This window comes from Geobacillus sp. PLS 41 (assembly GCF_056494105.1).
In genome coordinates this window covers 562,776-581,263 of sequence record NZ_CM151395.1, presented here as the reverse complement: position 1 = coordinate 581,263, position 18,488 = coordinate 562,776, and the positions used below count along the sequence as shown (strand labels likewise).

Annotated in this window: 15 protein-coding genes and 1 pseudogene; 6 read left to right on the top strand and 10 right to left on the bottom strand. The window is 51.4% G+C overall.

Features of this window, described 5'->3' with window-relative positions; all coding sequences use genetic code 11:
- Positions 1 to 13: 13 nt before the first annotated feature.
- From ACVX3G_RS02820 to rpmH, 10 genes and pseudogenes are all read right to left on the bottom strand, one after another.
- Positions 14 to 884 (bottom strand): annotated as a pseudogene (locus ACVX3G_RS02820) (ParB/RepB/Spo0J family partition protein).
- Complete coding sequence (locus ACVX3G_RS02815; RefSeq protein ID WP_014197033.1) at positions 877 to 1,638, bottom strand: ParA family protein; 762 nt, start codon at positions 1,636 to 1,638, stop codon at positions 877 to 879. Before ACVX3G_RS02815 ends, ACVX3G_RS02820 begins: the two are co-directional and overlap by 8 nt.
- Before the next feature lie 125 nt (positions 1,639 to 1,763).
- Positions 1,764 to 2,609: a nucleoid occlusion protein gene (gene noc / locus ACVX3G_RS02810; protein ID WP_011232954.1), complete on the bottom strand. Its 846-nt coding sequence runs from the start codon at positions 2,607 to 2,609 to the stop codon at positions 1,764 to 1,766.
- 159 nt (positions 2,610 to 2,768) lie between these two features.
- On the bottom strand, positions 2,769 to 3,485 hold the full coding sequence (gene rsmG / locus ACVX3G_RS02805; protein ID WP_011232955.1) for a 16S rRNA (guanine(527)-N(7))-methyltransferase RsmG: 717 nt from the start codon (positions 3,483 to 3,485) through the stop codon (positions 2,769 to 2,771).
- A 23-nt stretch (positions 3,486 to 3,508) separates the two neighbouring features.
- A complete protein-coding gene (mnmG, locus tag ACVX3G_RS02800; RefSeq protein ID WP_011232956.1) occupies positions 3,509 to 5,398 on the bottom strand; it encodes a tRNA uridine-5-carboxymethylaminomethyl(34) synthesis enzyme MnmG in 1,890 nt (629 codons plus the stop codon).
- Between the two features lie 18 nt (positions 5,399 to 5,416).
- Positions 5,417 to 6,805, bottom strand: a complete 1,389-nt coding sequence (gene mnmE, locus ACVX3G_RS02795) for a tRNA uridine-5-carboxymethylaminomethyl(34) synthesis GTPase MnmE (RefSeq protein ID WP_014197035.1) — start codon at positions 6,803 to 6,805, stop codon at positions 5,417 to 5,419.
- Between the two features lie 344 nt (positions 6,806 to 7,149).
- A complete protein-coding gene (jag, locus tag ACVX3G_RS02790; protein WP_011232958.1) occupies positions 7,150 to 7,806 on the bottom strand; it encodes an RNA-binding cell elongation regulator Jag/EloR in 657 nt (218 codons plus the stop codon).
- The gene (gene spoIIIJ, locus ACVX3G_RS02785) at positions 7,803 to 8,567 is read right to left on the bottom strand and encodes a YidC family membrane integrase SpoIIIJ (RefSeq protein WP_011232959.1); all 765 of its coding nucleotides are present in this window, start codon (positions 8,565 to 8,567) and stop codon (positions 7,803 to 7,805) included. The genes jag and spoIIIJ overlap by 4 nt, the downstream gene beginning before the upstream one ends.
- Before the next feature lie 72 nt (positions 8,568 to 8,639).
- Positions 8,640 to 9,005, bottom strand: a complete 366-nt coding sequence (gene rnpA / locus ACVX3G_RS02780) for a ribonuclease P protein component (protein WP_011232960.1) — start codon at positions 9,003 to 9,005, stop codon at positions 8,640 to 8,642.
- Between the two features lie 79 nt (positions 9,006 to 9,084).
- The gene (rpmH, locus tag ACVX3G_RS02775) at positions 9,085 to 9,219 is read right to left on the bottom strand and encodes a 50S ribosomal protein L34 (RefSeq protein ID WP_003253900.1); all 135 of its coding nucleotides are present in this window, start codon (positions 9,217 to 9,219) and stop codon (positions 9,085 to 9,087) included.
- A gap of 478 nt (positions 9,220 to 9,697) precedes the next feature.
- Between rpmH and dnaA the strand changes: the two genes are divergently transcribed.
- The 6 genes from dnaA (at position 9,698) to gyrA (ending at position 18,484) form a co-directional block, all read left to right on the top strand.
- Positions 9,698 to 11,050, top strand: coding sequence for a chromosomal replication initiator protein DnaA (dnaA, locus tag ACVX3G_RS02770; RefSeq protein ID WP_011229517.1), 1,353 nt, complete (start codon positions 9,698 to 9,700; stop codon positions 11,048 to 11,050).
- Between the two features lie 172 nt (positions 11,051 to 11,222).
- Positions 11,223 to 12,359, top strand: a complete 1,137-nt coding sequence (dnaN, locus tag ACVX3G_RS02765) for a DNA polymerase III subunit beta (RefSeq protein WP_011229518.1) — start codon at positions 11,223 to 11,225, stop codon at positions 12,357 to 12,359.
- A gap of 188 nt (positions 12,360 to 12,547) precedes the next feature.
- Positions 12,548 to 12,778, top strand: coding sequence for a S4 domain-containing protein YaaA (gene yaaA, locus ACVX3G_RS02760; protein WP_012820418.1), 231 nt, complete (start codon positions 12,548 to 12,550; stop codon positions 12,776 to 12,778).
- An 11-nt stretch (positions 12,779 to 12,789) separates the two neighbouring features.
- On the top strand, positions 12,790 to 13,908 hold the full coding sequence (recF, locus tag ACVX3G_RS02755) for a DNA replication/repair protein RecF (protein WP_011229520.1): 1,119 nt from the start codon (positions 12,790 to 12,792) through the stop codon (positions 13,906 to 13,908).
- Between the two features lie 46 nt (positions 13,909 to 13,954).
- The gene (gyrB, locus tag ACVX3G_RS02750) at positions 13,955 to 15,877 is read left to right on the top strand and encodes a DNA topoisomerase (ATP-hydrolyzing) subunit B (RefSeq protein ID WP_014194553.1); all 1,923 of its coding nucleotides are present in this window, start codon (positions 13,955 to 13,957) and stop codon (positions 15,875 to 15,877) included.
- Between the two features lie 150 nt (positions 15,878 to 16,027).
- Positions 16,028 to 18,484, top strand: a complete 2,457-nt coding sequence (gene gyrA, locus ACVX3G_RS02745) for a DNA gyrase subunit A (RefSeq protein WP_011229522.1) — start codon at positions 16,028 to 16,030, stop codon at positions 18,482 to 18,484.
- Positions 18,485 to 18,488: the final 4 nt, after the last annotated feature.

Below are 18,488 nucleotides of genomic sequence, written 5' to 3'. Positions count from 1 at the left end.
TCAAAGGGCCGACTTACTCGTCGAACCGCACATCGAGCAGTTCTAATATTCTCTCTAAATCTTCCGGAGAAAAAAAACTCAATTTCAATTTTTCCTCTTTTCCTCGTTTGTTTAATCGTGACGTTCGTCCCGAATTTTTCGCGCAGCAACGATTCGCTTTCCCGAATAAACACGCTTTTTTCCGGCGGTTTCCGCTTCGATGTTTCACGTGAAACATTTTCGTTCGCTTGTTGGATCAGTTTTTCAAGCTGGCGGACGTTCAACCCTTCGCGAATCGTCCGTTCCACGATCGATTTCATTTTGCTTTTTTGTTTCAGCCCTAAAAGCGCGCGGCCATGTCCCATCGAAAGTGTGCCATCAATGAGCAGCTTTTGCACATCTGAAGGGAGGGACAACAAACGCAAATGATTAGCGATGTGCGGACGGCTCTTCCCAACACGGCTCGCGACTTCCTCCTGGGTTAAGTGCAGCTTGTCCATCAACATTTTGTACGCCATCGCTTCCTCGATCGGGTTCAAATCCTCGCGCTGCAAGTTTTCAAGAAGGGCGAACTCCATCATTTGCTCATCAGTCAACTCGCGCACCACGACCGGCACTGACGGCAAATTCGCCTCTTTGGCCGCCCGATAGCGCCGTTCACCAACGACGATTTCAAATCCGTTCGGTACACGGCGGACGATGAGCGGCTGCAAAATGCCGTGCTGCAAAATCGATTGCTTCAACTCCTCAATCGCCTCAGGCTGAAACGTTTTCCGCGGCTGGTACGGGTTTGGATGAAGGTCGTGAATGCTTACTTCCCGCACCGTTTCCTCTTTCCCATTAAGTTCATTGAGAGAAAGGTTGTCAAACAGCGCACTGATGCCTTTGCCGAGACCTTTAGCCACGTTCAAGCACCTCCTTCGCCAGTTCCAAATACACTTCCGCCCCCCGCGATTTCACATCGTACAAAATGATCGGCTTGCCATGGCTTGGCGCCTCACTCAGCCGCACGTTTCGCGGGATGATCGTCTGGTACACCTTTTCGCGGAAATACTTTTTGACTTCTTGAATGACCTGCAAGCCTAGATTCGTCCTTGCATCAAGCATCGTCAACAGAACGCCTTCGAGGCGCAAATCATAGTTTAAGTGCCGCTGCACAAGCCGGATCGTGTTAAGCAGCTGGCTGAGCCCTTCTAACGCATAATATTCGCATTGGACAGGGATGAGCACAGAATTGGCCGCTGTCAACGCGTTGAGCGTCAGCAAGCCGAGCGAAGGAGGACAATCGATAATAATGAAGTCGTATTTGTCTTTCAGCGGCTCGATCGCGTTTCTCAGCCGGATTTCGCGGGAAACGACCGAGACGAGCTCAATTTCTGCGCCGGCGAGCTGGATCGTCGCTGGAATGACGTATAAATTTTCGATGTCCGTCGGTCGAATGACATCTTTTGCTTTCATGTCGCCAATGATGACATTGTAAATGCATTCGTCCACATCGCCTCGCTCAATGCCGATGCCGCTCGTCGCATTTCCTTGCGGATCGGCGTCAACAAGCAGCACTTTTTTTCCAAGATGCGCCAAACATGCCGATAAATTGACCGCCGTCGTCGTTTTTCCAACTCCGCCTTTTTGGTTTGCAATAGCAATGACTTTTCCCACGATGCCACCTACCTCTATCTCTTCCTCAATCCATTTTATTTTAGCACGAAAACAGGAAAATGACTTTGTTTTCTGAAAGAAAAAACCCCATCAGCAGTGCTTGATGAGGCAAAAGGTGACTTTCGTTATTTTTTCGCGATTCGAATCGTAATTTGATAGTAGTCATCGAATTCTTCTTCTTCCGATTGAACGGACACCCCGCTGCTTTCGACCATGGAAAGCGACTGGCGGATCGTGTTGACGGCGATGCGCATATCGCGGCTGAACGCCTTTCGCTTCGGTTTTGGCTTCCGTTCCCCCGCCTCGAGCAGCTTTAACACCCGATCTTCCGTCTGCTTGACATTCAACTGTTTGTCGATGATTTCTTGCAGCAGTTTCAGCTGTTTTTCTTTATCTTTCAAGGCAATCAACGCGCGCGCATGACGTTCCGTAATCGCCCGTTGCAAGAGCGCCTCTTGCACCTCTTGCGGGAGTTTCAGCAGACGCAGCTTATTGGCGATCGTCGACTGTCCTTTGCCGAGCCGCTGAGCGAGCGCTTCTTGCGTCAAATCATGGAGCTCGATCAATTTGGCGTACGCCATCGCCTCTTCAATCGGCGTCAACTCTTCGCGCTGTAAGTTTTCAATGAGGGCGACGGAGGCGGTTTCTTTGTCATTTAAGTTTTTGATGATCGCGGGGATTTCCGTCCAGCCAAGCTTTTGCACCGCTCTCCATCTCCGCTCGCCCGCGATGATTTCAAACCGGCCGTTCCCGCATTCGCGGACGACGATCGGCTGGATGATGCCGTGCGTGCGGATCGTCAGCGCCAACTCGTCGATCTTCTCTTCATCAAACATCGTGCGCGGCTGAAAGCGGTTCGGAATAATGCTTTTGACCGGAATGTGGCGAACTTCCTCCCGCTCTTGCTTTTCCTCCATTTCTTCCTGTTCTTTTTCTCCAAAGCTGAACAAGCGCGAAAATGGATGCTTCATCCCCCTACACCACCTTTGGACATACTTGGCCAAAATGTCTCTGTCTCGCCCGGCATACGCCGCCTTACGGTCGGTTTTTTGGCGCGGGACGAAGGCGGGGAGCGAAACAGCTTGTTTCTCTCTTTCAGCCGGCAAAGCCCTCCCCCGCCCGCAAAGACGCTACTGAATCGGTTGTTTGTTCGGCGTTCCCGGTTTGCGCGGGTATTGGTTCGGCGTTTTTCTCATTTTTTGGATGAAAATGATCGTTCGTTCGCCTTCGTCAAACGGCAACGTGAACGTTTCCGTCGCCGTCACTTCTCCGCCAAGCACAGAAATCGCCTTGTTTCCCTCTTTCAGCTCCTCGAGCGCCGAAGCAGCTTTCATCGCAATGAATGTCCCGCCCATTTTCACGAGCGGAAGGCAAAGTTCGACAAGCACTGGCATGCGCGCCACCGCTCTGGCCGTGACGACGTCAAATGATTCGCGCATCCCCTTTTGACGGGCGAACGTCTCAGCGCGTTCGTGGTAAAGCGCCACGTCCGCAAGCCCGAGCTCGGTGATCAGATGCTCTAAAAAACGGATGCGTTTTTGCAGCGAATCAACGATGGAAACGCGCAAATGCGGAAAACAAATTTTGAGCGGAAGGCTCGGAAATCCCGCCCCGGATCCGACGTCGCAAAGCGCAAGCGGCGCTGAAAAGTCGTAGTAAAAAGCCGGGGACACCGAGTCGAAAAAGTGCTTCACATAGACGCCGGGCTTGTCCGTAATAGCGGTCAAATTCATTTTCTCGTTCCACTCAACGAGCAGTTCGTAATAGCGCTCAAACTGCGCAAGCGCCCGGGAAGAGAGGAGAATTCCCCTCTCTTCGAGCATGGTTTGAAATTGTGTCGCCTCCATAAGCCAATCCTTTCCCTCATTGTTTATTCATTCGACACGCGCGCGATTCTTCCTTGTTCCAAATACACTAATAATATCGAAATATCGGCCGGATTGACGCCGGAAATGCGCGACGCCTGGGCGATCGAAAGCGGGCGCACTTGTTTGAGCTTTTGCCGCGCCTCGGTTGCAAGCCCTTGGATGGCGTCGTAATCGATATCTTCCGGGATTTTTTTGTTTTCCATTTTTTTGAGCCGTTCGACTTCTTGCAACGATTTTTGGATGTAGCCCTCGTACTTGATTTGAATTTCGACTTGCTCAGCCACTTCCGGAGCGATCTCCTCGTCAGCCGGCGCCAGTTTTCGGATGTGCTCGTACGTCATCTCCGGGCGTCGGAGCAAATCGGCGGCGCGAATGCCGTCTTTCAGCTCGCTTCCACCCGCTTCACGGATGACTTCCTGCACTTTTGGCGTCGGTTTGATGATCACCGTTTGCAGCCGCTTTTTCTCTCGTTCGATCGCCTCTTTTTTCGCCAAAAATTTTTGATACCGCTCTTCGGAAATGAGACCGATCCGATAGCCGAGCTCGGTCAGGCGCAAATCGGCGTTGTCATGGCGAAGCAAAAGCCGGTACTCGGCACGCGACGTCAGCAGGCGGTACGGCTCATTCGTCCCTTTCGTCACCAAGTCGTCGATTAAAACGCCGATATAGGCATCCGAACGGCTTAAAATGATTTCTTCGCGGCCGAGCGCACGGTGGGCGGCGTTAATGCCGGCCATAATGCCTTGGCCCGCCGCTTCTTCATAGCCGGACGTGCCGTTGATTTGCCCTGCGGTATACAAGTTTTTCACAAGCTTCGTCTCGAGCGTCGGCCATAGCTGCGTCGGCACGATGGCATCATACTCGATCGCATAGCCAGCCCGCATGAGCTGCGCCTTCTCAAGTCCCGGGATCGTCTCGAGCAGCTTGCGCTGGATATGTTCCGGCAAACTTGTTGACAACCCTTGCACGTACACTTCTTCTGTTTCCCGCCCTTCCGGCTCGAGGAAAATTTGATGGCGCGGCTTATCGTGGAACCGGACGACTTTATCCTCGATCGATGGGCAATAGCGCGGCCCGGTTCCTTTGATCATGCCGGAGTACATCGGCGACAAGTGCAAGTTTTCATCGATGATGCGGTGTGTTTCCTCCGTCGTGTACGTCAGCCAGCACGGCAGCTGATCAGTGATGTATTTTGTCGTCTCGTACGAAAACGCGCGCGGCTCCTTGTCTCCCGGCTGAATTTCCGTTTTGCTGTAGTCGATCGTCCGGCTGTTGACGCGCGGCGGCGTGCCCGTTTTGAAGCGAACAAGCTCAAACCCAAGCTCTTCTAAATGCTCGGACAGCTTAATCGACGGTTGCTGGTTGTTCGGGCCGCTCGAATATTTAATGTCTCCGATGATGATTTCCCCGCGCAAAAACGTCCCGGTCGTAATGACGACCGCCTTGGCGTAATAATGCGCCCCCGTGTGAGTGATGACACCTTTGCAAACGCCGTCTTCGACGATCAGCCGCTCGACTTTTCCTTGCAGAAGCGTCAAATTTTCTTGATTTTCGAGTGTTTTTTTCATTTCCCGCTGGTACAGCACTTTATCGGCTTGCGCCCGAAGCGCGCGGACGGCTGGCCCTTTGCCGGTGTTTAGCATCCGCATTTGAATGTATGTTTTGTCAATGTTTTTTGCCATTTCCCCGCCGAGAGCGTCGATTTCGCGCACGACGATTCCTTTCGCCGGGCCGCCGATCGACGGGTTGCACGGCATGAACGCGATCATATCGAGGTTGAGCGTAATGACAAGCGTCTTCGCCCCGATGCGCGCCGAAGCTAATGCCGCTTCGCAGCCGGCATGGCCAGCGCCAACGACAATGACGTCATACGTTCCTCCATGGTAATCCATATGGCATTTCCTCCTCGCTTATTTTCCTAAACAAAACTGAGCAAACAGCTGATCAATCAAGCTTTCATGGACCGTATCACCAATGATTTCGCCAAGCAACTCCCATGCCCGGCGCAAATCGATTTGGACGAGATCAATCGGCATGCCGGCGTCAATGCCGGCCAAGGCATCCTCGATCGCTGTTTTCGCCTGCTCGAGCAAGGCGATATGGCGAGAGTTTGAAACGTACGTCAAATCGCCGGCTTCCAGCTCACCCCCAAAAAACAGGTCAGCAATCGCCTTCTCCAGTTCATCAATTCCTTGTTCATGCAACAGGGATGTCCCCACGACCGGCCGGCCGGCCGCCAGCTCCTTGACCCGCTCCATATCGATCCGCCGGGGCAAATCGGTTTTATTCACAATGACGATGGCGTCCATTCCCTCGATCATGGCAAACAGCCGCTCGTCCTCTTCCGTCAGCGGTTCATGATAATTCAAAACGAGCAAAATTAAGTCGGCCCGCTTCAACATTTGCTGCGAGCGCTCGACGCCGATCCGTTCGACGACATCTTCGGTTTCGCGGATGCCAGCCGTATCGATCAAGCGAAGCGGTACGCCCCGGACGTTGACATATTCCTCGATGACGTCGCGCGTCGTCCCCGGAATATCGGTGACGATCGCCCGATTTTCATGGGCGAGCGCATTCAAAAGCGACGATTTGCCGACGTTCGGCCGCCCGATGATGACCGTTGCCAGCCCTTCGCGCAATATTTTTCCTTGCGCGGCGGTCGACAGCAGCTTTTCAATTTGCCCGCGCACATATTCCGCCTTTTCCCGCAAAAGGCGCGGCGTCATTTCTTCGACATCATCGTATTCCGGATAATCGATATTGACTTCAACATGTGCCAGCGTCTCCAAAATCGTCTGCCGCAACTCGCGAATCAATTTTGACAGGCGCCCTTCCATTTGCTGTAGGGCGACGTTCATCGCTCGGTCGGTTTTGGCGCGGATCAGGTCGATGACTGCCTCAGCTTGAGATAAATCGATGCGCCCATTTAAAAACGCCCGCTTCGTAAACTCCCCCGGCTCGGCGAGCCGCGCCCCGTTTGCCAGCACGAGCTGCAGCACCCGATTGACGGAAACAAACCCGCCATGGCAGTTGATCTCGACCACGTCCTCGCGCGTAAACGTCTTCGGTGCGCGCATAACTGATACCATTACTTCTTCAACGACCCGTCCGCTTTTCGGATCGATGATATGCCCGTAGTGGATCGTGTGTGATGGAACGTCTTTGAGCCGCTTTCCGCTCGGGCTGCGGAAAAGCCGGTCAGCGATCTCAACCGCTTGATCTCCGCTCAACCGAACGATGGCAATCGCCCCTTCGCCCATCGGCGTCGAAATGGCGGCGATCGTATCAAATTCCGTCAAAGCTGTTCACCTCTCTTTGCTCCGCTTTCTCTATATCCACAGCCCGTTTTGGCCGCTTTTTTTCCTTGTGCATATTCACTTAGTTCAATTTTAACTTATCCACATGTGAATAACAATACGGCGCGCTCAACGCGGTTGTTGAAAAATATAAGCGGCGGCCGTCAAAAAAAAAGTTGGTGGAAACTAGTGATTGCTTCACAATCATCTGGACGGATAGGCAAAAAAGACCGTTGCTGCGCTGTTTCCCCATTTGAAGAAGCTCTTGCTGGAGCGTTCCCCCATTTCCATCGCCAATCTTCCAGGCGGCGCCAATACCGTAAAAAAAGAGGCCGCCTCTCTACAGTTTAGCGAGGCGCCTCTTTTTTCGGCGACATTTTGCCTGTTTTCGGAGCGACGACAATCGAACGGTGCGGATCAACGCCAACGGAATAGGTCAAGACGTGCTTGTTGTCAGCCAGCGCTGCATGGATGATCTTCCGTTCATGCGCCGGCAACGGCTCCAACCTTACTTCTTTTCCCGTCTTCACCGCCCGGGCGGCCAGCTTGTGCGCCAGTTCGATCAGCGCCTTTTCCCTTCGTTCGCGGTAATTTTCGACATCGACGGCAATCGACACGTATTCGTCAGCATGGCGGTTGGCGACGAGCTGCGCCAAAAACTGAAGAGCGTTTAACGTTTGCCCGTGCTTGCCGATCAATAGACCGACCGGCCCCCCGTGCACATGAAGCGTCACCTGCTTGCCGCGGCGGACGGCTTCGATGCTTGCCCCTTCCGCCCCCATTTGCGCGATGACTTGCTGCAAAAAGCGAACCGTCTCCTCAACCGGGTCGATTTTCAGCACGGCTTTCACAACCGCCGGCCGGCCGCCAAACAAGCCAAACCAACCTCTTTTCCCTTCATCGAGCACAACAATAACCGCACGCTCTCGAGGCACGCCAAGCTGCGCGAGCGCCAACTGCACCGCCTCTTCGACTGTCCGGGCAGTCGCGGTCACTTCTTTCACTTTTTCGCTCCTCCTGAATGGGCGGCAATCTCCGGCCCTTTAATGAGATACGTTTGCACAATGGAGAAAATATTTCCGACGACCCAGTAAAGCGACAAAGCAGCTGGGAAGTTGATCGCGAAAATGACGATCATAATCGGCATCATCCAAAGCATCATCGCCATTTGTGGATTTTGCTGAGCGGAGCCGGCCATCATGATTTTCTGCTGGATGAACGTCGTCACGCCGGCAATGACCGGCAAAATGTAGTACGGGTCTTTTTCGCCAAGGTCAAACCATAAAAAATTATGTTGGGCAATTTCTCTCGTCCGCATGATGGCATGGTAAAATCCAATTAAAATCGGCATCTGGATCAAAATCGGGAAGCAGCCGGCCATTGGGTTGACGCCGTGCTTTTGGAATAAGAGCATCATCTCTTGCTGGAGCTTTTGTTGAGTTTGCGCGTCTTTTGAGCTGTATTTTTTGCGGAGCGCTTCAATTTCCGGCTGAAGCGCTTGCATCGCCTTCGCGTTGCGCGTCTGTTGAATCATCAGCGGCAAAATCAATAAGCGGATCAAAATGGTGACGACAATGATGGACAACCCAAAGCTTCCGCCGAGCAGCCCGGCGACATATTTGATCAGCCAAGAAAGCGGATAAACGATATACTCGTTCCAAAACCCCTTGCTTTCCGGGGTGATCGGTTTGTGAATTTCCGTGCATCCGGCCAGCACAGCCGCTAACGCACCGAACAAAATGATGAATCTGATTCGCCTTTTCACCTTCTTTTTCCTCCCACATATACAAGTTCACGTATGTATTTTACCATTTTTTTTGCCGCGTGGAGCATTTTTTCAAGCCGAATGCGACGGTTGGCCTCCTTTTTTCAGCCCTCCGGATTTCCGGAGCACATGGATTAAACTTTTTTTTACTTCCGCATAATTCATCTCCGCCACCGGCTGCCTAGCGATAACGACATAGTCTTTGCCAGGGGCAATCTCCTCTTTCAATTCGAGGAAGCATTGGCGGATGTAGCGCTTGATTCGATTTCGGACGACAGCCTTGCCAAGTTTTTTGCTGACAGACAGCCCGATGCGAAAATAAGGCTGCTCCGGGCGGTCAAGCGTGTAGATGACAAACTGGCGGTTGGCCGTTGAAGCGCCCCTCTGAAACACTTCCTGGAACTCTTCGTTTTTCTTGATCCGATACTTTTTTTTCATTCTCCCCAAACACTCCATTTGCCTAATTTCCCGGCGGCAAAATATTGAGAAAAAAGACCACTGAAACTTCAGTGGCCTATTATGCAGACAAAACTTTTCTTCCTTTGCGGCGGCGGCGCGCCAACACTTTTCTGCCGTTTCTCGTGCTCATGCGCGCGCGGAATCCGTGCACTTTGCTTCGTTTCCGTCTATTCGGTTGATACGTCCGTTTCATCTATGACACCTCCCTAGGGAATAACAGTTACGGGCAGTCTTTCTCATTATATTGAACAATCTTAGCAAATGTCAACCGCCTCTTCGTTTTTCCAACTCTGATCAGCGCTGTGGATAAATTTTTTCTCCCTATCAACAATCCACAACATTTATCGACATTTTTTTCACATGTTCAATGGTGTGGATAATGATTTTTTCACATCCCGTCCATTTTGTGGATAATCAAAAAAATCCCGTTGCAACAAGCCGCTTTATTTGCTATTATTATTGTGTTTTCACTATGGATAATTATGTGGATAAGAGGAGTCTATCCACATTTTGTGGATAGATTGTGGATAGTTTTTTCACAACGCGTTAATAATGTTACCCACAGATGGTGGATTTTGTCGAAAAGCTTCTTTATTTCCTTAATATGCTTTTTCCACAAACTTATTTTTTTAAACAAACGATCATCCTCTGACTTAAGGGAGGGGCAACGGGTGGAAAATATCCATGACTTATGGGATCGCGTGCTCGCGGAGATTGAACAAAAAATCAGCAAGCCGAGCTTTGAAACTTGGCTCAAGTCAACAAAAGCCCACTCTTTACGAGGTGACACGCTCGTCATCGTAGCCCCGAACGAGTTTGCTAGAGATTGGCTTGATTCTCGCTACTCTCATTTGATTGCGGAAACGATCTACACCATCACGGGCGAAGAATTGGCCGTCAAGTTTATCATTCCGCCAAATCAGGATGATGAAGAACTAGAGTTCCAGTCATCTAAGAAAAAGCAACGGAAACCGTATGAAGAGACAAACGATTTCCCACAAAGCATGTTAAATCCGAAATACACGTTCGATACGTTTGTCATCGGCTCCGGCAACCGGTTCGCCCATGCCGCTTCACTGGCGGTCGCTGAGGCTCCGGCCAAAGCATACAACCCCTTGTTTATCTATGGCGGCGTCGGACTTGGAAAAACACACTTAATGCACGCGATCGGCCATTACGTGATTGAACATAACCCATCGGCGAAAGTGGTCTATTTATCTTCAGAGAAATTTACGAATGAGTTTATTAACGCCATCCGAGACAACCGCCCTGACGACTTTCGCAACAAGTATCGGAACGTTGACGTCCTACTGATCGATGATATTCAGTTTTTGGCCGGAAAAGAACAAACGCAAGAAGAATTTTTCCATACGTTTAATACGCTGCACGAGGAGAGCAAGCAAATCGTCATCTCAAGCGATCGACCGCCGAAAGAAATCCCAACACTCGAAGACCGCTTGCGTTCGCGCTTTGAGTGGGGGCTCATCACCGACATTACGCCGCCTGATTTGGAGACGCGGATCGCTATCCTCCGCAAAAAGGCGAAGGCGGAGGGGTTTGACATTCCAAACGAGGTAATGCTTTATATCGCCAATCAAATTGACTCGAACATCCGCGAGCTTGAGGGCGCTCTCATTCGCGTCGTCGCTTATTCGTCGCTCATCAACAAAGAGATCACCGCTGACTTGGCAGCAGAGGCATTGAAAGACATCATCCCGAGCGCAAAGCCGAAGGTAATCACGATTCAAGACATTCAGCGCGTTGTTGGACAGCATTTCAACATCAAGATGGAAGATTTTAAAGCGAAAAAGCGAACAAAATCGGTCGCGTTCCCTCGGCAAATTGCCATGTATCTCTCCCGCGAACTGACCGACTGTTCGTTGCCGAAAATCGGCGATGAATTTGGGGGACGCGATCATACAACCGTCATCCACGCCCATGAAAAAATATCAAAGCTTTTGCAAACCGATACGCAGCTGCAAAGGCATATACAAGAGATTCAAGAAAAGCTGAAGCAACTGTGAACAACTGTCTCGGTTTTATGCACAGCTTATCCACATGTGGACAGGCTGTGCTTGCTTCGCTTTTTTTGTTTATCCACATACTAACAAGCCATACGACTAGTACTACGGTTTTTGTTTTTATATTTTTATAATTTATTTCCGACGATCTAAAGAAACGGGGAGGAACAGCAACGTGAACATTTCCATTGACCGCGAAGCGTTGGCCAAGAGCGTCCAAGACGTGATGAAAGCCGTATCGACAAGAACGACGATTCCGATTTTGACCGGAATCAAACTAACAGCAACCGCCTCGGGAGTAACGCTGACCGGAAGCGATTCCGACATTTCAATTGAATCGTTTATTCCGCTTGAAAAAGAAGGCAAGTTGCTCGTTGACGTGAAAAGACCGGGGAGCATCGTACTGCAGGCGCGCTTTTTCTCTGAAATCGTGAAAAAACTGCCGCAACAAACGGTGGAAATCGAAACGGAAGACAACTTTTTGACGATCATCCGCTCGGGGCACTCAGAATTCCGCCTCAATGGGCTAAACGCCGACGAATATCCGCGCCTGCCGCAAATTGAAGAAGAAAACGTGTTTCAAATCCCGGCTGATTTATTGAAAACCGTGATTCGGCAAACGGTGTTCGCCGTTTCTACATCGGAAACGCGCCCAATCTTGACAGGTGTCAACTGGAAAGTTGAACATGGCGAGCTTGTCTGCACAGCGACCGACAGTCATCGCTTAGCCATGCGCAAAGTGAAAATTGAGTCGGAAAATGAAGTATCATACAACGTCGTCATCCCTGGAAAAAGTCTTAATGAGCTCAGCAAAATTTTGGATGACGGCAACCACCCGGTGGACATCGTCATGACAGCCAATCAAGTGCTATTTAAGGCCGAGCACCTTCTCTTCTTTTCCCGGCTGCTTGACGGCAACTATCCGGAGACGGCCCGCTTGATTCCAACAGAAAGCAAAACGACCATGATCGTCAATACAAAAGAGTTTCTGCAGGCAATCGACCGAGCGTCCTTGCTTGCTCGAGAAGGAAGGAACAACGTTGTGAAACTAACGACGCTTCCTGGAGGAATGCTCGAAATTTCTTCGATTTCTCCGGAGATCGGGAAAGTGACGGAGCAGCTGCAAACGGAGTCTCTTGAAGGGGAAGAGTTGAACATTTCGTTCAGCGCGAAATATATGATGGACGCGTTGCGGGCGCTTGATGGAACAGACATTCAAATCAGCTTCACTGGGGCCATGCGGCCGTTCCTGTTGCGCCCGCTTCATACCGATTCGATGCTTCAGCTCATTTTGCCGGTGAGAACATATTGACCCACCGCCCTCCTATTGGCGAAAACCATTCAGCTTCAAGGGCAAAAGCCGCCCGACAACGCTGCTTTTTCTCAAGTCCGATGAGAAGGCGGGCAACATCTATGCCCATCCTTCCCATCGGCTTTCTTTGCGAGTGGGCGGATTTTTCGGTAAAATAAAAGAATAGGCAGTTTGAAGGAAAGCGAGCGATGACACGGATGGAACAACGGGTGACGATTACAACGGAAACGATTACGCTGGGGCAGCTTTTGAAACTTGTGCGATTGATCGATACTGGCGGTGCGGCCAAATGGTTTTTGCAGGAACATCACGTGCTTGTCAATGGAGAACGGGAAAACCGGCGCGGGCGAAAGCTGAGAGACGGCGACCGGATCGACATTGAACCGTTTGGCACGTTCGTCGTCGTAAAAGCGGAGTAGGTGAAGGTTCGGTGTTTTTGACCAACTTAACGTTGACGAATTACCGGAATTATGAGTATGAAACGCTGAATTTTGGTGAGGGCGTGAACGTCATCTTAGGAGAAAATGCCCAAGGAAAGACGAACATGATGGAGGCCATTTATGTTTTGGCTATGGCGAAGTCGCACCGCACGTCCAACGATAAAGACCTTATCCGTTGGAATGAAGAGTATGCTAAAATAGAAGGAAGAGCGGAAAAACGAAGCGGGTCGTTAACGCTTGAGTTGCTTATTTCAAAAAAAGGAAAAAAAGCAAGATGCAACCATATTGAACAGCAGCGGCTCAGCCAATACGTCGGCCATTTGAATGTCGTCATGTTTGCTCCCGAAGACTTGAATTTAGTCAAGGGAAGTCCGCAAGTGCGGCGCCGATTTGTCGATATGGAAATCGGGCAAGTGTCGCCTGTGTATATACATGATTTGAGCCAATACCAAAAGCTGCTGCAACAACGCAATCATTACTTAAAAATGATGCAGGCGCGCGAGCGGAGCGATGAGGCGGTTCTTGATGTGTTAACTGAGCAGCTTGTATTGCTGGCGGCCAAAATTACGCTGCGGCGCCGCCAGTTTTTGTCGCTGCTTGAGCAATGGGCGATGCCAATCCACTATGAAATCAGCCGCGGCGCCGAACAGCTTTGCATCCGATACGAACCGTCGGTCGACGTATCAGAAAAGGCGGAATTGTCGAGAATAGTAGAAGCATACAGTGAAACGTTCGCCGCCATGAGGGAACGGGAAGTTCAGCGGGGAACAACGCTGGTCGGCCCGCATCGTGATGACATCGCGTTTTTCGTGAATGGAAAAAACGTGCAAACTTTCGGTTCCCAGGGGCAACAACGTACAACCGCGCTAGCGGTCAAGCTGGCAGAACTTGAGCTCATCTTTTCCGAGTTAGGCGATTACCCCATTTTATTGCTGGATGATGTGTTGTCAGAACTTGATGACTTTCGGCAAACCCACCTCCTTGATGCCATCCGGAAAAAAGTGCAAACTTTTGTCACAACAACAAGCATTGACGGCATTAAGCACGATATCATTCAAGAAGCGGCTATTTATCGAGTCCATTCTGGTTCGGTAACCGCTCCTTCTTGACCGCGAGACCGTTGAACGTTTGCAAAGAAAGCGTAGGTGATCAGGCATGACAATGGAACAACGGGTTGAGCAGACGTACGATGCAAGCCAAATCCAAGTGCTTGAAGGCCTTGAAGCGGTCCGCAAGCGCCCGGGGATGTACATCGGCTCGACGGGGCCGAAAGGACTGCACCATCTCGTTTGGGAAATCGTCGACAACAGCATCGACGAGGCGTTGGCGGGCTATTGCACAAACATCGATGTGACGATCGGCAAAGACAACAGCATCACCGTCGCCGACAACGGGCGTGGCATTCCGGTTGACATTCACGAGGCGACCGGGCGTCCCGCCGTCGAAGTCATTATGACCGTCCTTCATGCCGGTGGGAAATTTGGCGGAGGGGGCTATAAAGTGTCCGGCGGCTTGCACGGCGTTGGCGCTTCGGTCGTCAACGCCTTATCGGAATGGCTCGAAGTTTACGTCTATCGGGATGGAAAAATCCATTACCAGCGGTACGAGCGCGGAGAACCGTGCACCGACTTGCAAGTCATCGGCGAGACAGACCGGACCGGAACGACGACCCGTTTTAAGCCGGACCCGGAAATTTTCACTGAGACGACCGAATTTGACTATGAAACGCTGGCCACTCGGTTGCGTGAGCTCGCCTTTCTAAATCGCGGCTTAAAAATCACGCTGACGGACGAACGGGTTGACAGCCGAAAAAACGAATATGTTTACGAAGGCGGCATTCGTTCATACGTCCGTCATTTGAACCGAACACGAGAAGTGCTGCACGAAGAGCCAATTTATATCGCTGGCGAGCGTGACGGCATTGCCGTAGAAATCGCCTTGCAGTACAACGACGGCTATACGAGCAATATTTATTCGTTTGTCAACAACATTCATACGCATGAAGGCGGCACACATGAATCTGGCTTTAAAATGGCGCTGACGCGCATTATCAATGATTACGCTCGCAAGCAGCAAATTTTTAAAGAAAACGACACGAATTTGACTGGCGAAGATGTGCGCGAAGGGCTGACGGCCATCGTGTCGATCAAGCATCCATCGCCGCAGTTTGAAGGGCAAACGAAAACGAAGCTCGGCAACAGCGATGCGCGCACGGTGACCGACGCTGTCTTTTCCGAACAATTTGAAACGTTTTTGCTTGAAAATCCGACGATTGCCCGAAAAATCGTCGAAAAAGGCATGATGGCGGCGCGGGCGCGGCTGGCGGCGAAAAAAGCGCGCGAACTGACGCGGCGCAAAAGTGCGCTTGAAATTTCCAATTTGCCGGGCAAACTGGCTGACTGTTCGTCAAGAGACCCGTCGATCAGCGAGCTGTATGTCGTCGAGGGCGATTCGGCCGGCGGCTCCGCGAAACAAGGGCGCGACCGCCATTTCCAAGCGATTTTGCCGCTGCGCGGGAAAATCCTTAACGTGGAAAAAGCGCGCTTGGACAAAATTTTGTCGAACAATGAGGTGCGGGCGATTATTACCGCCCTTGGCACGGGCATTGGCGAAGAGTTTGACATCTCAAAGGCGCGTTACCATAAGGTCATCATTATGACCGACGCCGATGTTGACGGGGCCCATATTCGCACGCTTCTTTTAACATTTTTTTACCGTTATATGCGGGAATTGATTGAACACGGCTACATTTATATCGCTCAGCCGCCGCTGTATAAAATCGAGCAGGGAAAACAGGTGCGTTATGCTTACAACGACCGCCAGCTTGAGAAAATCCTTGCTGAGCTGCCGGACCAGCCAAAACCGACGATTCAACGCTATAAAGGACTGGGCGAAATGAATCCGGAGCAACTTTGGGAAACGACGATGAATCCGGAAACGAGAACGTTGCTGCAAGTGAGCTTGCAAGACGCCATTGACGCAGATGAAACGTTTGAAATTTTAATGGGCGATAAAGTTGAGCCGCGCCGCCAGTTCATCGAAGAAAATGCCCGTTATGTGAAAAACTTGGACATTTAGGATAAAAAAAGAGGGAATCAGCCGCCCTCCTCGCTTCACCTTGCCGACGGGGACACCCGGCGCGCGAGCGAAGCGGCGCCCGCCGTCCGTCCGCGTCCGCCTGGCCAGGCGGTCCGGACTGGAGGAGGTTTCAAAGGGAGGTTTGAACGAATGGCAGAACACGAACAACCGCGCATCCGCGAAGTGAACATCAGCCAGGAAATGCGTTCTTCGTTTCTTGACTATGCGATGAGCGTCATCGTTTCGCGCGCCCTGCCGGACGTGCGCGACGGGCTGAAGCCGGTGCATCGCCGCATTTTATATGCCATGCACGACCTCGGCATGACTGCCGATAAACCGTATAAAAAGTCGGCTCGCATCGTCGGCGAAGTGATCGGGAAATATCATCCGCACGGGGATGCCGCCGTGTATGACACGATGGTGCGCATGGCGCAAGATTTCAACTACCGCTACATGCTTGTCGACGGACATGGCAACTTCGGATCGATTGACGGCGACGCGGCAGCAGCGATGCGCTACACGGAAGCGCGCATGTCGAAAATCGCCATGGAGCTTTTGCGTGATATCAACAAAGACACGATTGACTATCAAGACAACTATGACGGTTCGGAAAAAGAACCGGTCGTGCTGCCGTCCCGGTTTCCTAATTTGCTTGTCAACGGTTCATCCGGCATCGCTGTCGGAATGGCGACGAACATTCCGCCGCACCAGCTTGGCGAAGTGATTGATGCCTTGTTGGCATTAAGCCAAAATCCGGAGATGACGGTTGCCGATTTGATGGAATACATCCCAGGACCTGACTTTCCAACCGCTGGACAAATTATCGGCCGCAGCGGCATCCGCAAGGCGTACGAAACGGGTCGCGGCTCCATTACATTGCGCGCCAAGGCCGAAATCGAGCAGCAGCCAAACGGCAAGGAAACGATCATTGTGACCGAGCTACCTTACCAAGTAAACAAGGCGAAACTGATCGAGCGGATCGCCGAACTTGTGCGCGACAAAAAAATTGACGGCATCACCGACTTGCGCGACGAGTCGGATCGGAGCGGCATGCGCATCGTTATCGAAGTGCGGCGCGATGCCAACGCGAAGGTTGTGTTGAACAATTTGTACAAACATACGGCATTGCAAACGAGTTTTGGCATCAACATGCTTGCTTTGGTAAACGGCGAGCCGAAAGTGCTGAACTTAAAAGAGTGTTTGGAGCATTATTTAAACCATCAAAAAACCGTCATCCGCCGGCGGACGGCGTTTGAGCTGAAAAAAGCCGAGGCGCGTGCTCACATTCTGGAAGGGTTGCGCATCGCCCTTGACCATTTGGATGAAGTGATCGACCTCATCCGCCGCTCACAGACAACGGAGGCGGCGCGCGAAGGGCTGATGGCGCGGTTCTCACTCAGTGAACGGCAAGCGCAGGCGATTTTGGATATGCGCCTGCAACGGTTAACCGGCCTTGAGCGGGAAAAAATCGAACAAGAATACCAAGACCTTGTCCGTCTGATCGCAGAACTGAGAGGCGTATTGGCCGACGAAGAGAAAGTATTGCAAATCATTCGCGATGAACTGAGCGAAATTAAGGAGCGGTTCAACGATGAGCGGCGCACGGAAATCGTTTCAGGAGCCGTTGAGCAGTTCGATGACGAGGATTTAATTCCGCAAGAGCATGTCGTCATCACGCTTACTCATAAAGGCTACATCAAGCGCTTGCCTTTATCGACGTACCGGAGCCAAAAACGCGGCGGACGGGGCGTGCAAGGCATGCATACGGCGGAAGACGATTTTGTCGAACATTTGCTCATTACGTCGACTCATGACACCGTGCTGTTTTTCACGAATAAAGGGAAAGTATATCAGGCAAAAGGCTACGAGATTCCGGAATTCGGCCGCACAGCCAAAGGGCTGCCGATCATCAACTTGCTTGAGCTCGATAAAGATGAGTGGATCAACGCCATGATTCCGATTGAAAGCGAGTTTAGCGATGAACGCTACCTCGTGTTTGCGACAAAGCAAGGAATTGCCAAACGTTCCCCGCTTTCAGCGTTCGCCCATATTCGCAACAACGGGCTTATCGCCATCCATTTGCGCGAAGGGGATGAACTGATTTCTGTCCGGCTGACGGATGGCAAAAAGCATTTGATCATCGGTACGAAAAACGGCATGCTCATCCGTTTTCCGGAAACCGACGTGCGGGCGATGGGCCGCAGCGCGACTGGAGTCAAAGCGATCACGCTTGATGACGGGGATGAAGTAGTTGGCATGGAAATTTTAGAAGACCATCATGATGTGCTTGTCGTCACGAAAAAAGGGTTCGGCAAGCGCACTCCGGCCTCGGAATACCGCGTGCAAAGCCGCGGGGGCAAAGGATTGAAAACGTGCAACGTCACGGATAAAAACGGTCCTGTCGTTGCGGTGACAACCGTCGTCGGCAATGAAGACGTCATGGTGATCACGACCGGCGGCGTGCTCATTCGCATTGCCGTCAGCGATATTTCTCGGACGGGAAGAATCGCCCAAGGCGTTAAGCTCATTCGCCTCTCTGGCGAAGATGGGCATGAGTGCGTCGCTACGGTGGCGAAAGTGCCTGAGGAAGAAAGGGACGAGGAATAAAGAA